Below are 16,759 nucleotides of genomic sequence, written 5' to 3'. Positions count from 1 at the left end.
TTCGGAACCGGCCTTCGATAATATTCAACTTTGCGCGGCGCGCTCGATAGGCTCGACGACTTTACAGGAGAGCGCCCATGAACTTCACCCATCGCACCTTTCTCGTCACCGGCGCCGCCCGCGGCCTGGGGCTTGCCTACGCCAGGGCCCTGGCCGAACGCGGCGCGCGGGTGGTCATTACCGACCGCGGCGCCGACCGCGCCGGCTGCGGCACCGACCCCGGCCCGGTCGAACGGGCGGCCCAGGCCCTGCAGGCGGCGGGGCACCAGGTACTCGGGCACTGCGCCGAGCTGGCCGATGAAGCGGCCTGTGAGGCGCTGGTGGCACGCACTGTGGAGCAGTTCGGCGGCCTCGACGGGGTGATCCACAACGCCGGCTGGGTGGGATACCAGCCGATCGAGCAGGTGGATGCAGGCTTTGTCGAGCGCGCCCTGGCGATCAACGTGCAGGCGCCCTTGTGGCTGTGCAAGCACGCCTGGCCGCACCTGAAGGCCAGCGCCGCGCCGCGTGTGGTACTGACGACCTCCGACCGGGCGATGTATGCGTGCTACGCGCAGACCGGGCTGGCGGCCTATGCCGCCGGCAAGATGGCGCAGCTGGGCATCATGAATGCCTTGAGCGAAGAGGGCGCCGCACACGGCATCCTGGTCAACGCGGTTTCGCCGGTGGCGCGCACGCGCATGTGGGGCGAGGAGGGCGAGCCGGAGGACCTCAAGCCCGAGTGGGTGGTGCCGGGGGTGGTGCACCTGGTGTCGGACGCGTGCCAGGTGACGGGGCAGGTGCTGCGCGCCAGCAACGGGCAGTTCGTGGCCACGCGCTTCGAGGAGCAGGCGGGGGTCACCTACCCGAGGGATCTGCGCGGGGTCGAGGCGCAGCAGCCCGAGCAGGTGGCGCAGTGCTGGGCGGCGCACGGAATCTGAGGCATCGCCGGGGGATCGCGCCTACTCTTTCAGGCAGACCGTTTGCCATTGCGACCGGCCACCTGATAAAACCTGTATGCAGCATTGCGTCAGGCGTTAATACCCCGATGCCACAGCCGTTCGCTGGCGTCGTACATATGGAATCCAGAATGACCCCAAGACACGTAATCAACGCATCTGTCAGCCCCAAAGGCAGCCTGGAGACACTCTCCCAACGTGAAGTGCAGCAACTGAGCGAAGCCGGTTCCGGCAGCATCTACACCCTGTTCCGCCAGTGCGCCCTGGCCATCCTCAATACCGGCGCCCACGTCGACAACGCCAAGACCATTCTCGACGCCTACAAGGACTTCGAAGTCCGTATCCACCAGCAGGACCGCGGCGTGCGCCTTGAGCTGCTGAACGCGCCGGCCGACGCCTTCGTCGATGGCGAAATGATCGCCAGCACCCGCGAAATGCTGTTCAGCGCCCTGCGCGACATCGTCTACACCGAAAGCGAACTGGACCGCATGGGCATCGACCTGGAAAGCTCCCAGGGCATCACCGACTATGTCTTCCAGCTGCTGCGCAACGCGCGCACCCTGCGCCCGGGCGTGGAGCCGAAGATGGTGGTGTGCTGGGGCGGCCACTCGATCAGCACCGAGGAATACCAGTACACCAAGAAGGTCGGCCACGAGCTGGGCCTGCGCAAGCTGGACATCTGCACCGGCTGCGGGCCGGGCGTGATGAAGGGGCCGATGAAGGGCGCCACCATCGCCCACGCCAAGCAGCGTATGAGCATCGGCCGCTACCTGGGCCTGACCGAGCCGGGCATCATCGCCGCCGAGGCGCCGAACCCGATCGTCAACGAGCTGGTGATTCTGCCGGACATCGAAAAGCGCCTGGAAGCCTTCGTGCGCGTGGGCCACGGCATCATCATCTTCCCCGGTGGCGCAGGCACGGCCGAGGAGTTCCTGTACCTGCTGGGCATCCTGATGCACCCGGAAAACCGCGACCTGCCGTTCCCGGTGATCCTCACCGGCCCGCGCAGCGCCGAGGCGTACCTGCAGCAGCTGCATGATTTTGTCGGCGCCACCCTGGGCGAGGCGGCCCATGCGCTGTACGAGATCATCATCGACGACCCGGCCCAGGTGGCGCGGCAGATGACCGAGGGGCTCAGGCAGGTCAAGCAGTTCCGCCGCGAGCGCAACGATGCGTTCCACTTCAACTGGATGCTGAAGATCGAAGAGGGCTTCCAGCGCCCGTTCGACCCGACCCACGCCAACATGGCCAGCCTGCAGCTGAGTCGCGACTTGCCGGCGCACGAGCTGGCGGCGAACCTGCGCCGGGCGTTCTCCGGGATCGTGGCGGGCAACGTGAAGGACAAGGGCATTCGCCTGATCGAGGAGCATGGGCCATACGAGATCCATGGCGATACCGCGATCATGCAGCCACTGGACAAGCTGTTGCAGGCGTTCGTGGAGCAGCATCGGATGAAGCTGCCGGGTGGGGCGGCGTATGAGCCGTGCTACCGCGTGGTGAGTTAAGGCCTATCGCGGGTCAAGCCCGCTCCCACAGGTGGCAGATGATCCTGTGGGAGCGGGCTTGACCCGCGATCGCCGGCGACGCGGTGTTCAATTCTGCTGCAAACGCCTGAGCACCAACCCGGTCAGCTCATCGATCATCGGCCGGAACGCTTCGGCCGTGCAGTGCTGCCCGAGCATCACGGTGCGTGTGGTGAGGTGCGAGAACAGCGCATCGAACAGCACGTGCGGCAGTTCCGACAGCGATGCATCCGCGGCCACTGCCCCTTGCCCGCGCTGGCCCTCGAGCAAGCGCAGAATCAGCGAATGCCACACCTGCGGGCCATGCTCGTACCAGGTCTGGCCCACTTCGGGCACATGCGCCGTGCCATTGACCACCAGGCGGTAGAACGCCACGTGCCGCGGGCTGGTGACCACCGCCACCAACTGGTCGAGGATCAGCCGCAGCCCCTCGGCCAGCCCCACGGTGCTGGTGTCCAGCTGGCGCAGGTCGATGATGAAGTCGTCGCACAGGTACTCCACCACCGCCACCAGCAGCTCGTTCTTGCTGCCGAAGTAGCGGTAGATGGTGGCCTTGGAACCGCCTGCCGCGGCGACGATGGCGTCCATGCTGACGCCATCGTAGCCGTGCTCCAGAAACAGCTCGCTGGCGGTCACCAGCAGGTTGCGCCTGCGCTCCACACTTCGGCTCGTAGGGGAAGTCGGGGCACGGTGCAACGGGGTCATGGGCGCTACTCTTTGTCAGGGAGCGCGTACGCTATCACGTAATCCCCGCGATCTGGAGACTGGCGCGCACCGCCGGCCACCACCACCACGTACTGACGGCCTGAGCGCGGCGACACGTAGCTCATCGGCGTGGCCTGGCCGCCGACCGGCAGGCGACCCTTCCACACTTCCTCGCCCGTGGCGATGTCCAGTGCCCGCAGGTAGTAGTCCTGGGTACCGGCATAGAACACCAGCCCGGCACCGGTGCTCACGCCGCCGCCCAGGGTGGGCATGCCCAGCGGGATCGGCAGGTTGGCACGCACGCCATTGATCACCGCGTCCTGCACCGTACCGGCCGGACGTTCCCAGACCTGCTTGCGGGTTTTCAGGTCGATGGCGGCGAACACGCCCCATGGCGGGCTCTGGCAGGGGATGCCCAGTGGCGAGTTGAAGGCCTTGTGGTCGATCACGAACGGCGTGCCGTCCATCGGGTAGGTACTGCCCACGCCGTGCCCGGACTTGAGGTGCGACAGGTCGACGTTTTCACGCTTGACCAGCTTGACCACCTGCGGGATGCGGATGTCGTTGAGGAACAGGTAGCCGTTGCGCTCGTCGATGGCCGCGCCGCCCCAGTTGAAGCCACCGTAGTAGCCCGGGTAGATCAGGGTGTCGCGGGTGCTCGGTGCGGTGAACTCACCCTCGTAGTTGAGCTCGCGGAAGTTGATGCGGCACATCAGCTGGTCGAAGAAGGTCGCGCCCCACATGTCCTGTTCGGTCAGCGGTTCGGCGCCCAGCGCCGGCATGCCTACCGAGTAGGGTTGGGTCTTGGCTACCCAGTCGCCTTCGGCATGGGCCTGGGGCACGGGTTTTTCGACCACGTCGGCAATCGGCTTGCCGGTGCGACGGTCGAGCAGGAAGATCTGCCCGCGCTTGGTCAGCTGGACCAGCGCGGGGATCTTGCCGCCCTTGCCGTCCGGCACGTCGTACAGCGCCGGCTGGGCAGCCACGTCGTAGTCCCAGATGTCGTGGTGCACGGTCTGGAAGGTCCAGCGCTCGCGGCCGGTGGCCATGTCCAGGGCAACCACGGCAGACGAGTATTTCTCGGTCAGCGCCGGGCGATCGCCACCCCAGAAATCGGGCTGCTGGTTGCCGGTAGGCAGGTAGACCAGGCCCAGTTCGTCATCGAACGCCGGGGTGGACCACATGTTCGGCGTGCTGCGGGTATAGGTTTCGCCCTCCGGTGGCAGCTTGGTGATGGCCGGGTTGCCCAGGTCCCACGCCCACACCAGTTCGCCGGTGTCGGCGCTGAAGGCACGCACCACGCCTGACGGTTCGTCGGTGGAGCGGCCATCGAAGACCCAGCCGCCGAGGATGATCAGGTTGCGTGCCACGGTGGGCGCGGAGGTGTAGGCGTAGTACGGCACGCCTTCATCCACCAGGCCCAGGCCCTGGGTCAGGTCGACCGAGCCCTTGTCGCCGAAGTCTTCGCACGGCTTGCCGGTGTCGGCGTCGATCTCGATCAGCCGTGCATCCATGGTGACCTGCACGATGCGCTTGGCGCACACACCACCCGTGGCGCGTGGGGCGGGTGCCAGGTCAGCGAACTGGAACGGCTTCTGGACCTTGGCCGGCTCGTAGTAGCCAAGGCCGCGGCAGCGGTTCCAGGTCTTGTCGTTGGCGGGCTTGGAGTCGAAGGTCCAGCGCTCCTTGCCGGTGTCGGCATCCAGCGCGATGACCTTGCTCAACGGGGTGCAGGTGTACACCGTGTCGGCGATCTGGATCGGCGTGTTCTGCGACTCGGAGGCGCCTTCGGCGATCTCGCCGGTGCGGTAGGTCCAGGCCACCTGGAGCTTGTCGATGTTGCCCTTGTTGATCTGGTCCAGCGGCGTGAAGCGCGTGCCCTGCGGGCCGTTGCTGTAGTGCTGCCAGTCCTGGGGGGTGCCGGCCGTGGTGGCCGGGGTGTCGAGCACAGGTTCCGTGGTGGCGTGCATGACCCCGTGCGGCACGAAGGTCGAGGCGCCGCCGGCCACCAGGGCCAGCCCGAACAGGGCGGCGCAGGCATGGCTGAGGCCACGCTGACGGCCGCCGGCCAGGTACGGGTGCAACACCGCCGCCACCAGGCCGATCACCAGGAACGGCGCCAGGCGCGGCACCAGTGGCCAGAAGCGCAGGCCGACTTCCCACAGCGACCAGATGACGGTGGCGCCGAACACCAGCGCCATCAGGCCGGCGCCCAGCGGCTTGCGCCGGGCATAGAGCACACCGGCCAGCAGCATGCCCAGGCCGGCCAGCAGGTAGTACCACGAGCCGCCGAGGGTGGCCAGGCGCACACCGCCGACCGCCAGGGCCAGGCCACTGAGGCCGAGCAGGGTACCGAAGATATAAAAGGCAAGGCGAGTTGAAGCAGGGGCAGGGGCCCCCGGGTTATCTGTGTTTTTCATTCCTGTTTGTCCATGACACGACCCCAGCTGCGCGGGCATGGGGGCGTGGATTCATGTTTAGTACTGTACGGTACAGTTTTATTTTGAACCTGTTCAGTCGGCAATGAAAGACAAAATGTCGCACCGGTGAAATTTTTTGTGACAATCCTCGGGATCAGGATGAACAGCAAGGGGAGTGCAGACATGGTGTTGCAGGTGGTGGCGAGTACGCCCAGGACGGTGGTGGTGATGCCGGATGCGGTGTTGGCGCCGTGGGTGAACCAGGCGTTGATCGACAGCTTTGTGCTGCACCAGCCGTTTTTGCCGTGGGCCAAGGCCGCACCGGCGTTGCAGGACACGCGCAACAACCTGCGCCAGGCGTTGCTGGACCACGCGCGGGTGGCGGCCGAGAAGCGTTACTTCATTCTCACGGCCGATCAGACCGCGGTGATTGGCTGTGCGGGACTGCACCCGGACCCTGCGGGCGAGCATGCGCATGTGCTGGGGTACTGGGCCAACGTCGGGTACAGCGGGCAGGGGTTGATGAGCGAAGGCATCGGCGCGCTGCTGGCGGCGCAGGATTTCGGCACCTTGCGCCTGACCGCGGCGTCGGTGAACGGCGCCAGCCATGGGCTGGCCAGAGCGCTTGGGTTCGAGGTGGTGCGGGTGGTGGAGGGTGTGCGCGATACACCGTGGCATGGGGTGCATGACACCTGGATATTCGAGCGCAGGGTTGAGGGATGATTGAGGCGGGGCTGCCTTGCAGCCCATCGCGGGTCAAGCCCGCTCCCACAGGTATTGCGATGTTCCTGGGGCCGGCGCAGTACTTGTGGGAGCGGGCTTGACCCGCGATGCGGTCAGAAGGTGGCGCGCATGCTCAGGCGCAGGTTGCGCGGCTCGCCGTACCAGCCCTGGCTGTAGAAGCCGATCTGCTCGTAGTAACGCTTGTCGAACAGGTTGTCGACATGCGCACTCACACTCAGGTGGTCGTTGAGGGCGTAACGGCTCATCAGGCTGACCAGCGTGTAGCCGCCTTGCTCCAGGTCGGTGAAACCGCCCGGCATCGCCACGTCGCTGCGTGACACGCCACTGCGCCACGTCGCGCCACCGCCCACGGTCAGCTTGTCCAGCACACCGCCCAGACGGTAGGTGGTGAACAGCTTGGCCTGGGTGCGCGGGTGGTTGGTGTTGATCGCCTTGTCGTCGGCATTGCGGGCAATGAAGTGGGTGTAGCTGGCCGACAGGTTCCACTGCTCGGTGAGCTGTCCGGCCAGCTCCAGGTCGAAGCCGTCGACCCGCGCCCCGGTGCCGGCCTTGTACGCCTGCTCATTGGGGCGCCCCTCCACGTTCACCCCCGGGATCGCTTCGGCCAGGCCCTCCTGCTGGGTGCGGTACACCGCCAGCGCTGCGTTCAGGCGACCGTCCAGGTAGCCGGCCTTGATGCCGGCCTCGTAGCTGTCACCGGTCACCGGGTCGAGGATGCTGCCGTCCGGCCCGCGCGCGTTCTGCTGGTTGAAGATGCTGGTGTAGCTGGTGTACAGGCTGTAGGTCGAGTTCAGGTCATATACCAGCCCCGCGTAGGGCGTCACTTCGTTGCGGTAGCGGTACTGGCGCAGGCTGCCGTAGTAGTCCTGGTCGATTTCCCAGTTGCTGACCCGTGCGCCGAGTATCAGGTGCAGCGGGTCGGCCAGCGACAGGCGCGTTACCGCGTAGCCGCCGTTCTGCCGGGTGTGGGTGGCATCGCCCGAGGCGCGCACGTTGGACCAGGCGGGCTCGGCAATGTGGTTGCTGTTCCAGTCCATGAAGTTGCCGGTATCCGGCACCGTGCCCAGCGGCCTGAACTGGTCGATGGTCAGGTCGTCGTCGATGCTCATCGCACCGAACGCCAGCTCGTGGCTGCGGCCCAGCAGCTGGAACGGCCCGCTGGCGGTCAGGTGCCAGTCGTCACGGGTGCGTTCGCCCTCATACTTGAGGAAGCTGGCCGACATGCCGCGCCCGGTTTCGCGGTCCGGGTAGCCGCCGCGGTACAGGTAGCGCATGCGGTAGTTGCCTTCGAAGCGGCTGTAGGCGGCGCGCAACTTCCAGTCGTTTTCCAGCTGGTGCTCGAGGTCGACGAAGGCGGTGGTGGACTCGGTGCCGAAGTAGCCCCACTTGGTGTTGTTGGCCGCCGAGCGGCCGAAGTCGGTACGCCCACCGTCCTTGTAGAACAGCGGAAAGCCGCTGCCCATGCCGTCGGTTTCGTTCTTCTGGTACTCCAGGCTGGTGGTCAGCCGGGTGCGCGGGCCCAGTTCGCTGCTGACCACGCCGTACAAGGTGCGCGAGCCGTAGTCCAGGTAGCTGACGTGGCTGTCCTTCTGCGAATAGGCGGCCACCACCCGCGCGGCGATGCGCCCGTCCTCGGTCAGCGGGGCCGACACGTCCACATCACCCCGTCGCTCGTCCCAGCGCCCGATGCCCGCCGAGCCGCTGGCGGCGAACTCGGGCAGCGGGCGCTTGCGCACGAAGTTGACCGCCGCCGACGGGCTGCCGGCGCCGGTCAGCAGGCCGGTGGAGCCGCGCACGATCTCGACGCGATCATAGATGGCCGAGTCCATCTCGGTGGCGCCGAAGTTCCAGAAGCCGTTGATCGGCGAGGCCAGGCCGTCGAACTGGAAGTTGTCGATGGTGAAACCACGCGCCGAGAACGACAGGCGATTGCTGTCGTTGCGCACATGGGAAATGCCCGGCGCGCTGTCGAGAATCTGCGCGGTGTTGCTCAGGCCCTCGTCCTCGATCTGCTGGCGGGTCACCACGCTGACCGACTGCGGGGTTTCGCGGATCGACATCGGCAAGCCGATGGCGGTGGACATCGCGCCGGTGGTGTAGCTGGCGCTGCCTTCGGTGGTCTGCGGCCGGTACGCCTCACCCTGTACGTCGGTGGCCTGCAGTGTCAGCACCGGCTTTTCGGCGGACTCCTCGGCACTGGCCATCAGGGAGACAAAGGCCCCGCCCAGCAGGGCGATACGCACGCTGCTGATCGGTCGGGTAGAGGGGGCAAGGCGGCGCTGCATGGGAATCGTTCTCCGCAGAGTATCGTTATCGTCTGCGTATTATTCACAGTTGCTCGCGGGGCCACGTTTGGCAGATGCCAGACTGCTTATGGGCGCTGCCAAAGCGTGCGTCGGGTGGGGAACTTCAGGCGGTCTCGCGGGGGGCGTGGCCAAAGCGCTGGCGAAACGCGGTGGCGAAATTGCTGGCGTGGCGGTAGCCGACATGGTGGGCGGCCTGCTGGATCTGCCAGCCCTGTTCGAGCAACTGGCGGGCCTGGTCGAGGCGCCGGTTGCGCAGGTAGCCGAACACCGTTTCGCCGTACAGCGCGCGGAACTTGCTGCGTAGCGAGCTGCTGCTCATGCAGGCCAGGCGCGCCAGTTCGGTGAGGTCGTGCTCGTCGCCGGGCTGTTGGTGCAGGTGCTCGCGCACCCGTTCGAGCATCAGCCGGTCGCGTGGGCACAGGCCCGGCGAAGGGGCCGGCAGGCTTTCGAAACTGGCCAGGCCGTGGCTGAGCAGTTGCAGGCTCAGGCCCTGGCACAACAGGTGCTGCAGGGTGCCTTGCCAGCGACCGGACAACATGTCTTCGATGCCCACCAGCAGGTGCGCCGGCAGGGCCCAGCAACTCAGGGCCGAGCCGTGGCCGCGCAGGCGAGCCTCGATCAGCTCGGCCAAGGCCTCTTCGCCCACATCCTGCGGGCGGCGCAGCGACAGGTTGAGCCCGCGCAGGTGCGCGCCACCGCGGTGCAGTGCCGACATCGGCCGGCCATCGCCGCACAGCGCGGTGATGCAGGCGCCTGGTTGCAGGGGCTGGGTGCGGGTGTAGGTGATCGAGGCCTGACCCTGAAGTACCAGCGCGAGGGTCAGGTCGGGCATGTCCAGCGAATCGGCACGGTAGGTGTGGAAGGCCTGCACGTCGGAGTTCACCAGGCTGAAGCCGGGGGCCAGGCGATGTTCGCTGATATGGCCCTGCATCAGGCACGGATCGTCCTCGCCGCCGTCGCCTTCGGGCAGGCTATAGTGCACGTCGTAGCGCTGGCCCAGGGCATGGAAGTCGCTCAGCAGGTAGCGGGTGGGCGCGGACAAGACAGGGCTCGGGTGTCGAAAAAAGGAAGGCGATAATAGCATTCATTCTCAAATGCAGGGTGGCTGGAGTGGGGCGGTGATGAGCGAAACATGTCAGGTGCGCCAAGCACTGGAAACGGATGCGCCGGCGATCAGCCGGGTGATTGTCCAGGCCTTGCGCACGAGCAACAGCCAGGATTATTCGCCGGCGGTGATTGCGCGGGTGGAGCAGAGTTTTTCCCCCGAGGCGCTGCTGGGGTTGATGGCGCGCCGGCAGGTGGTGGTGGCGCAGTTGGGCGGGCAGGTGGTGGGTACCGCGAGCCTGGAGGGGGACGTGGTGCGCACGGTGTTCGTGGCGCCGGACCGGCAGGGGCTGGGCATCGGTCGGGCCTTGATGCTGCACGTTGAAGAGCTGGCCGGTGCGGCGGGGGTGCAGGCGCTGCGGGTACCGTCCTCGCTGACGGCGCAGGCGTTCTATGCGCGGTTGGGGTATGCGGTGGTGCGCGAGGTGGTGGAGGGGGAAGAACGCACCATCGTGATGGCCAGGGCGCTGGACAGGTGACACCGCGTCGGGGCATTCGCCGGCAAGGCCGGCTCCTACAGGCTGTGCAGGAGCCGGCCTTGCCGGCGAAGCAGGCGCCTCAGAACTGCGGCGTGTACTTGACGCTGAACATCATGTTGCGCGGCTCGCCGTAGTTGTTGTTGCCGCCGAGCTGGTTGTAGCCCGAGGCAATGTAGTGTTTGTCGAACAGGTTGTTGGCGTTGACTGCCACACTCACCTCAGGCGTCAGCTGATAGGCCAGGCGTGCATTCCACACCGTGTAACCGGGCACATCAAACGTACTCTCGTAACCCAGTGTGTGGCTCTGGCTGCTGAAGCCCAGGCCCGCGCTTACGCGGCTCCAGTCGCCCGGCAAACGGTAGTCGCTCCATACCCGCAGCATATGCTTGGGGGTCCACTGGTTGAAGACCTTGCCTTCGTTCTCCGGGTCCTTGATGTACGTGGTGGTGGTGTAGGTGTACCCGGCGAACAGCTGCAGGTCGGGCATCACTTCGCCACTGATTTCGGCTTCGAAACCCTGGCTGCGCACTTTGCCGGACGCTTTCGAGCAATCGCCGGAGCCACATTGCGCAGAAGCGTCGGTGATCGCTCGGTTGTTCTGGTCGTAGCGGAACACGGCGAACGAGGTGTTGACCCGGCCATCCATCAGTTCGCCCTTGAGGCCCACTTCGTAGTTGCTGCCGACAATCGGCTTCAGCACCGATTGTGCGGCATCGAGTTCGCTCTGCGGCTGGAACACGTCGGTGTAGCTGGCGTAGGCCGCCCATTCCTGGGTCAGGTCATAGATGATGCCGGCATAGGGGGTAACCACACCGGTTTCGGTCATGACGCTTGGGTCAGCGACCGTCACCGTGTTGCCCTGTGTGATGACTGAGGAGTAGCGGAAGTCGTACCAGCTCACGCGCGAGCCAAGCACTACGGTCAACGGCTCGGCCAGCTTGACCCGCCAACTGCCGTACAGGCCTTTCTGGCGCACGTCATATTCGCTTGCGGTGGCTCGGCCGCCGTCACGCATCAGGCTGTCGTAGCTGGGTTTGGGGCGGTCGTGGTCGATATCGAAGATATTGCCGCCGTTGATGAAGGTGCGCGCGAACACATCGTCGGTCTTGAGCTGGGAATAGTTGCCACCCAGGATGAGTTCCTGTTGCAGCCCCAGCGTCTCGAAATGGCCGTTGACGTAGGCGTCCAGCCCCACCTTGGTCGAGTCGAAGTCGGTGTACCAGTTGGCATACTGGACACCGCTGCCGTCAGGATTCAGCCCTTGGCCGGTGGTTTGCACCCGCTGGTGCAGCGAGTCGTTGCTCTCGCTCATGTACACGGCGGCGGCATGCACCTTCCAGTCGTCGTTGAAGCGGTGGTCGAGGTCGGCAAACACCGTGGTCACGTCGATTTCGGAGTGGTTCCAGCGCGCGCCGGTATAGGTCGAGCGCGGCACGTCCACAGGGCGTCCGTCGGCATAGCGCGGCAGGCCACGCAGCATGGGCCGTGAGGTGTTGTCCGAGTAGCTCACGCCCACACCCACGGTGGTGTCCGGGCTCAGGTCGAAATCCAGCGCGCCGTACAGCGAGTGGGTCTTGCTCCACTCGTAGTCGATGAACGACTGGCTCTGGTCTTCGTCGGCGACGAAGCGCCCGCGGATCGTGCCCTGCTGGTTCAGCGGGCCGCCAGCGTCCAGTTGCAGGCCGTAGTGGTCCCAGGAGCCGGCCTTGCCGGTGACGGTCACGGTGGGTTTGTCCTGCCCGCGCTTGCGCACCAGGTTGATCGCGCCGCCCGGGCTGCCGGTGCCCTGCAGCAGGCCCGAGGCACCGCGCAGGAACTCGATGCGGTCGAAGAAGATCAGGTCCTGGGTCGCCCAGTTGCCCAGCGAGTAGGTGTTGCGCGGAATCGGCACGCCGTCGTACTGCCAGTCGTCGATCTGAAAACCGCGCGACATCAGGATCATGCCCTTGCCCACGCCTTGCTGGCCGACCAGGCCGGTGGTCTGGTTGGCGGCGTCCTTGAGGTTGGTCAGGCCCTGGTCGTCCATCTGCTTGCGGGTCATGACGCTGACCGACTGGGGGATTTCCTTGAGCGTGTGTTCGCCCTTGCCGATGGTGGTGACCCGCGCTGCGTAGGAGTTCGAGCCTTCGGTGGTGGCCAGGTTGCGCACCTCGGTGATGCTGGTTGCGCCCAGCTCCAGTGCGCCGTCGGCACTCACACCTTGCACCACGCTGAAGTGGCCGCTGCCGGTCACCAGCAGTTGCAGGCCGCTGCCGGCCAGTGCGGCCTGCAGGGCCTGCTCGGCGCTCATCTGCCCACGGACGGCCGGGGCCTGTCTGCCCTGCACCAGGGCCGGGTCGAGGGAGATGATCTGGCCGCTCTGGCTGGCGATGGCATTGAGCGTGGCGGCGAGCGGGCCGGCCGGCAGGTTGAACGCAAGTGCCTGCTGCTGGGCAGACACGGCGCAGCTCAGGGTGGCCAGGGCAACGGCGACGGGGAGGGCGCGGGACCAAGGGTTGAGCACGGAATTCTCCTGATTGTGTGTGCAGTCAGGAGATAGGTGGGATGAGAAATGAAAACCGGACACAAATGCGATTGTTTTTCATAAAAACTTTTCAGAGGGTTCTCGGGCTCAGCTTTTCGGGCCGATCAGGGTCAACCACGGGCCGTAGTGTCGCACCTCGATCGGCAGTGTTTCGGCCAGCGCACCGAAGCTGCGCTGCGGATCGTTGAGCGGGAACACCCCTTGCACGCGCAGGTTGCGCACCTGCGGCGCGACCCGCACGAAGCCGCGGGTGTAGGGGCGCAGCGCATCGACCACTGCATCCAGCGGGTCATCCAGTACATTCAGGTGCCCGTTCAGCCAGTCGGCGCGGTGACGCTCGTCACGGCCCAGGCGCTCGATGCGCTGGGCGTGCAGCAGGGCGGCCTGGCCTTCCTGCAGGTCCAGTTCGCTGCCATCGTGCAGGCGTGCGCGCACCGCATGCTGCAGCACCACCACGCGGGTGGCGTCGGGCTGCTGGCTGACCAGAAAGCGCGTGCCCAGCGCGCGGATTTCGCCCTGGGCGGTGCGCACGCGCAGGGGGCGCTGCGGGTCGGGTGCCACTTCAATCACCAGTTCGCCCTGGCGCAGCAGTACCAGGCGCTGGTGGGCATCGAATTGAAGGTCGACGGCAGTGCTAGCGTTCAGGCTCAGCTGGCTGCCGTCTTCCAGTTCCAGGGTGCGCCGCTCGCCGGTACCGGTGTGCAGGTCGGCCATCAACGTGGTGCCGACCTCGCTGCGCGCCGCCAGCCACACCCCGCCGCCCAGCGGGCCCAGCCCGCCGATGGCGCGCAGCACATCGCGCCGGGAGGTGCCGGGCTGCATCAGCACGCGCCGGGCTTCGCCGGCCTGGCCGGGCAGGCGCTGGTCCAGCGCCCGCACGGTGCCGAACGCGCCACCCAGGCGCTCCTGCAGCCGGCCCCAGGCCTGGGCATGGGCCGGGTCGCTGTTGAGCCAGGTATCGAAACGGGCGTGCAGGCGGGTGTCGTTGCGGTCGGCGCTCAGGCGCACCATCCAGTCGATGGCCTGCTCCGCGGCCGGGTCGAGGCGGGCCTTGCTCATGGTGCCATCTCGGCCAGGTAGCACTGGCGCAGGGCCTGTTTCATGTAGCGGCTGACGGTGCGTTCCGACAGCGCGAGCTTGCGCCCGATCTCCACATAGCTCAGGCCATCGAGCTGGCTGTAGAGGAAGGCTGCCTTGACCACCGCGGGCAGGCCGGTGAGCGCTCGGTCGATGGCCACCAGCGCTTCGACCAGCAGCAGTTGTTCCTCCGGGGAGGGCGCTACCTGCTCGGGCAGGCTCGACAGGCGTTCCAGGTAGGCATTTTCGAGTTGGCGGCGGCGGTGGCGGTCGAAGATCAGCCGGCGCGCGATGGTCGACAGAAAGGCCCGCGGTTGCTGGATGCTGTCCGGATCAACCCGCGCCACCAGCAATTGGCAGAACGCCTCGGCAGCCGTGTCTTCGGCGTCGGCGCGGTTGCGCAGGCGCTTCTGGATGTGTTGCAGCAGCCAGCGGTGGTGGTCGCTGAAGAAGAAGCCGAGCTTGGAGGAAGGCGTGTGCACCGGGAACGACTCGACAGTGAATGTGAATAGTTCTCAATACTACAGTGTCGCAATGCCTGTGTGTAGCCTGCGCGGGGGTGCAATCGCGCGCGGGTTGCGCCAGGGCGCGTTGCCGGCTCTGCCGGCNNCCGGCAACGCGCCCCAGGCATGGCCGTCAGGCGGCGGCCTGGGCTTGCAGCACCAGTTGCCCGTCGACCTCGACAACCAGCCCGCTGGCGACGAACAGTGGCACCAGGCGTTTGTGCAGCTGTGGCTCGACGAAGGCCTTGATGGCGTCCAGGTCCAGGTTGCCGCTGACATCCAGTTCGGCCTTGGTGTAGGACAGCCAGGCTTTTTTCAGGACCATCAGCACATCGCTGGCGGTGGTGGTGGCGAAGCGGCGATGGGTGACCTGGCCCTGGAAGTCGAAGGTATGGGCGAAGGCGTAGCCGCTCTCGTCGCTCTTGTTTTCCAGGCAGCGGCTGCATGCGCAGGCGCCGTCGGCGAATGCGGCGCGCAGGTAGGTGTTGAAGTCCACCACGGGTTTGAGGCCCAGGCGCTTGTCGACTTCGAACAGGTCCCCGGTCATGTTCGCATCAGCGTTCAACGTCATTTCCTCACAGTCATCCAGTTGGGTTTGCAGGGCGGCACAATACCAGCCTGGGCTGCCAGTGGGTACTTGCGCAGGGATGTCGCGGGTTCAGCTAAGCACTACGACGTCTGGCCCACTCATCCACCACATCCCCCATCGTCCGCGCCGTACCATCGACTATCCACGCCATCAACGGCCGGTCGAACCTGAAATCCTCGCCACACTGCTCACGCATGAACCGCCGCACGTTCTGCGTGTTGCGGTAATCCTCGCCCNNCCCCGCCATGCCAGTCAAAAGCCATACCGTGTCTCCTTGCGTCGTTTGAGGGTTTCACTGGGCAACTCCTTGAACAGCGCCTGATAACTGCTGGAAAACCGCCCCAGGTGCCAGAACGACCAGCGCATTGCCACTTCCGCCACGGTGTGGCCGCGCGCGGTCAGCAGCTCGCGGTGCGCGCCATTGAGGCGGCGCAGGCGCAGCCAGTGGCTGGGCGTGATGCCGGTGTACGCCTTGAACGCATGCTGCAACTGACGCACCGAGCTGCCGGCCACCTGCGCCAGTTGCAGCAGGTTCAATGACTCCTCCGGCGAATCCGCCGCCCATTCGCTGACCTTGCGCATGATGGTGCGCTCCTCGGTGCGCCGCCACAGCTCGCCTCGGTCCAGGCACACCGAGGCGGTGTCGAGAATGTACAGACAATCGTCCAGCAACTGCCTGGCCAGCACCTGCTGGCACGGCGCGTCCTCGCTCTGCGAGAGGCGCGTCAGGGTACTGCTCAGCCAGCCGCTGAACAAGGCATTGCGCTGGGAATTGAGCGGTGCCATGAACAGACCTTCGAGCGCCGCAACGTCCACGCCGTGCTCACGCACGAAGGCAGGGCCGAACACGACGGCCACTTCCTGGTAGTTCTCGGGGGTGATCCAGATGTTGCGGCTTTCGCCATTGAGCACGTACAGGCTGTTGTCACTGCGGTCGAAGCAGAACGACAGCGAACCGCCGGGGGCGCTGAAGCTCTGCTCCACCCGGGTGTTCATGCGCTCTTCGTACACCTCCACGCCCTGCAGGTCGAGGCAGCGCACCATCCCGGCAAAGTGCCCGGGTGACATCTGCTGGTAGTGCTGTGCCCAGCCTGGCGTGGCGCGTACCTGTTCGGCCACATCGGCACTGGTGAAGGCCTGTACCCGCAAGGGCGACGGGGTTGTCATGAGAACCTCTGAATGCACTGCTTTGGTGCATTTTCTTCTGCTCAAAGTGGATAGATGCAGCCGCAGCTGCGGCACCAAGATAGACCTCAACGCGGCGCAGGGGAAGCCAGGCCTTGCCCGCCCGCGCCACACACACCCTTGCGCATGCCCTGCATCACGACAACGAGGTTCTCATGAATACCCCCTTCGATCAGCTGTCCACCTGGCTGAAAGAACACAAGATCACTGAAGTGGAATGCGTGGTCACCGACCTGACCGGTATCGCCCGCGGCAAGATCGCCCCCACCAACAAGTTCCTGCATGAGCGAGGCATGCGCCTGCCGGAAAGTGTGCTGCTGCAGACCGTGACCGGCGACTTCGTCGAGGACGAGATCTACTACGACCTGCTCGACCCGGCCGACATCGACATGCTCTGCCGCCCCGACTCGACGGCCATCTACCCGGTACCCTGGGCGCTGGAGCCCACCGCGATCGTGATCCACGACACCTTCGACAAGCAGGGCAACCCCATCGAGCTGTCGCCGCGCAACGTNNGGAGATGGAGTTCTACCTGACCCAGCGCTGCGAAGACCCGGACCTGCCGTTGCAGGCGCCACTGGGCCGTTCGGGCCGCGCCGAAAGTGGCCGCCAGTCGTTCTCCATCGATGCCGCCAACGAGTTCGACCCGCTGTTCGAGGACG

The 16,759-nt window shown here is 66.0% G+C and carries 14 protein-coding genes and 1 pseudogene; 5 read left to right on the top strand and 10 right to left on the bottom strand.

Annotation, left to right across the window (positions count from 1 at the left end):
- Positions 1–77: 77 nt before the first annotated feature.
- Entirely contained in the window at positions 78–920 is an 843-nt protein-coding gene (locus B4I46_RS15165; protein ID WP_286900814.1) for an SDR family NAD(P)-dependent oxidoreductase, read from the top strand.
- 149 nt (positions 921–1,069) lie between these two features.
- Positions 1,070–2,443, top strand: coding sequence for a nucleotide 5'-monophosphate nucleosidase PpnN (gene ppnN / locus B4I46_RS15160; RefSeq protein WP_043860910.1), 1,374 nt, complete (start codon positions 1,070–1,072; stop codon positions 2,441–2,443).
- Between the two features lie 87 nt (positions 2,444–2,530).
- On the opposite strand, the gene B4I46_RS15155 is transcribed toward ppnN, so the two are convergent.
- Both B4I46_RS15155 and B4I46_RS15150 read right to left on the bottom strand, forming a co-directional pair.
- On the bottom strand, positions 2,531–3,166 hold the full coding sequence (locus tag B4I46_RS15155) for a TetR/AcrR family transcriptional regulator (protein ID WP_043860909.1): 636 nt from the start codon (positions 3,164–3,166) through the stop codon (positions 2,531–2,533).
- 5 nt (positions 3,167–3,171) lie between these two features.
- A complete protein-coding gene (locus B4I46_RS15150; RefSeq protein WP_286900811.1) occupies positions 3,172–5,586 on the bottom strand; it encodes a membrane-bound PQQ-dependent dehydrogenase, glucose/quinate/shikimate family in 2,415 nt (804 codons plus the stop codon).
- Positions 5,587–5,745: 159 nt separating this feature from the next.
- On the opposite strand from B4I46_RS15150, the gene B4I46_RS15145 reads away from it, so the two are divergent.
- Positions 5,746–6,309, top strand: coding sequence for a GNAT family N-acetyltransferase (locus B4I46_RS15145; protein ID WP_104572640.1), 564 nt, complete (start codon positions 5,746–5,748; stop codon positions 6,307–6,309).
- Positions 6,310–6,422: 113 nt separating this feature from the next.
- On the opposite strand, the gene fauA is transcribed toward B4I46_RS15145, so the two are convergent.
- Together fauA and B4I46_RS15135 are read right to left on the bottom strand one after the other, a co-directional pair.
- On the bottom strand, positions 6,423–8,615 hold the full coding sequence (gene fauA / locus B4I46_RS15140) for a TonB-dependent alcaligin siderophore receptor FauA (protein ID WP_286900809.1): 2,193 nt from the start codon (positions 8,613–8,615) through the stop codon (positions 6,423–6,425).
- A 124-nt stretch (positions 8,616–8,739) separates the two neighbouring features.
- Positions 8,740–9,678 carry a helix-turn-helix transcriptional regulator gene (locus B4I46_RS15135; RefSeq protein WP_286900807.1) on the bottom strand — a complete coding sequence of 313 codons (939 nt, stop codon included), beginning with the start codon at positions 9,676–9,678 and terminating at the stop codon, positions 8,740–8,742.
- Between the two features lie 79 nt (positions 9,679–9,757).
- Here B4I46_RS15135 and B4I46_RS15130 point away from each other — a divergent pair, with 79 nt between their 5' ends.
- Positions 9,758–10,219: a GNAT family N-acetyltransferase gene (locus B4I46_RS15130; protein WP_236177095.1), complete on the top strand. Its 462-nt coding sequence runs from the start codon at positions 9,758–9,760 to the stop codon at positions 10,217–10,219.
- Between the two features lie 79 nt (positions 10,220–10,298).
- Here the strand turns inward: B4I46_RS15130 and B4I46_RS15125 are convergent, their stop codons facing one another.
- The 6 genes from B4I46_RS15125 to B4I46_RS15100 form a co-directional block, all read right to left on the bottom strand.
- Positions 10,299–12,722: a TonB-dependent siderophore receptor gene (locus B4I46_RS15125; RefSeq protein WP_054915126.1), complete on the bottom strand. Its 2,424-nt coding sequence runs from the start codon at positions 12,720–12,722 to the stop codon at positions 10,299–10,301.
- Between the two features lie 108 nt (positions 12,723–12,830).
- The gene (locus B4I46_RS15120; protein ID WP_286900804.1) at positions 12,831–13,802 is read right to left on the bottom strand and encodes a FecR domain-containing protein; all 972 of its coding nucleotides are present in this window, start codon (positions 13,800–13,802) and stop codon (positions 12,831–12,833) included.
- The gene (locus B4I46_RS15115) at positions 13,799–14,302 is read right to left on the bottom strand and encodes a sigma-70 family RNA polymerase sigma factor (protein WP_043860903.1); all 504 of its coding nucleotides are present in this window, start codon (positions 14,300–14,302) and stop codon (positions 13,799–13,801) included. Before B4I46_RS15115 ends, B4I46_RS15120 begins: the two co-directional genes overlap by 4 nt.
- A 154-nt stretch (positions 14,303–14,456) precedes the next feature.
- Entirely contained in the window at positions 14,457–14,894 is a 438-nt protein-coding gene (locus B4I46_RS15110; RefSeq protein WP_043860902.1) for a hypothetical protein, read from the bottom strand.
- A 91-nt stretch (positions 14,895–14,985) separates the two neighbouring features.
- Positions 14,986–15,159, bottom strand: coding sequence for a DUF6434 domain-containing protein (locus B4I46_RS15105; protein ID WP_286900820.1), 174 nt, complete (start codon positions 15,157–15,159; stop codon positions 14,986–14,988).
- A gap of 5 nt (positions 15,160–15,164) precedes the next feature.
- Positions 15,165–16,079 (bottom strand): helix-turn-helix domain-containing protein, encoded by a 915-nt coding sequence (locus tag B4I46_RS15100; protein ID WP_054915122.1) that lies wholly within the window; start codon positions 16,077–16,079, stop codon positions 15,165–15,167.
- Between the two features lie 173 nt (positions 16,080–16,252).
- On the opposite strand from B4I46_RS15100, the pseudogene B4I46_RS15095 reads away from it, so the two are divergent.
- Positions 16,253–16,759: pseudogene (locus B4I46_RS15095) on the top strand (glutamine synthetase); the annotation flags it as partial.

The organism is Pseudomonas sp. UBA7500 (genome assembly GCF_002478435.1).
Classification (GTDB): Bacteria; Pseudomonadota; Gammaproteobacteria; order Pseudomonadales; family Pseudomonadaceae; genus Aquipseudomonas; species Aquipseudomonas palmensis.
The sequence above is the reverse complement of the archived record's forward strand: the minus strand, read 5'-3'. Positions and strand labels throughout refer to the sequence as shown.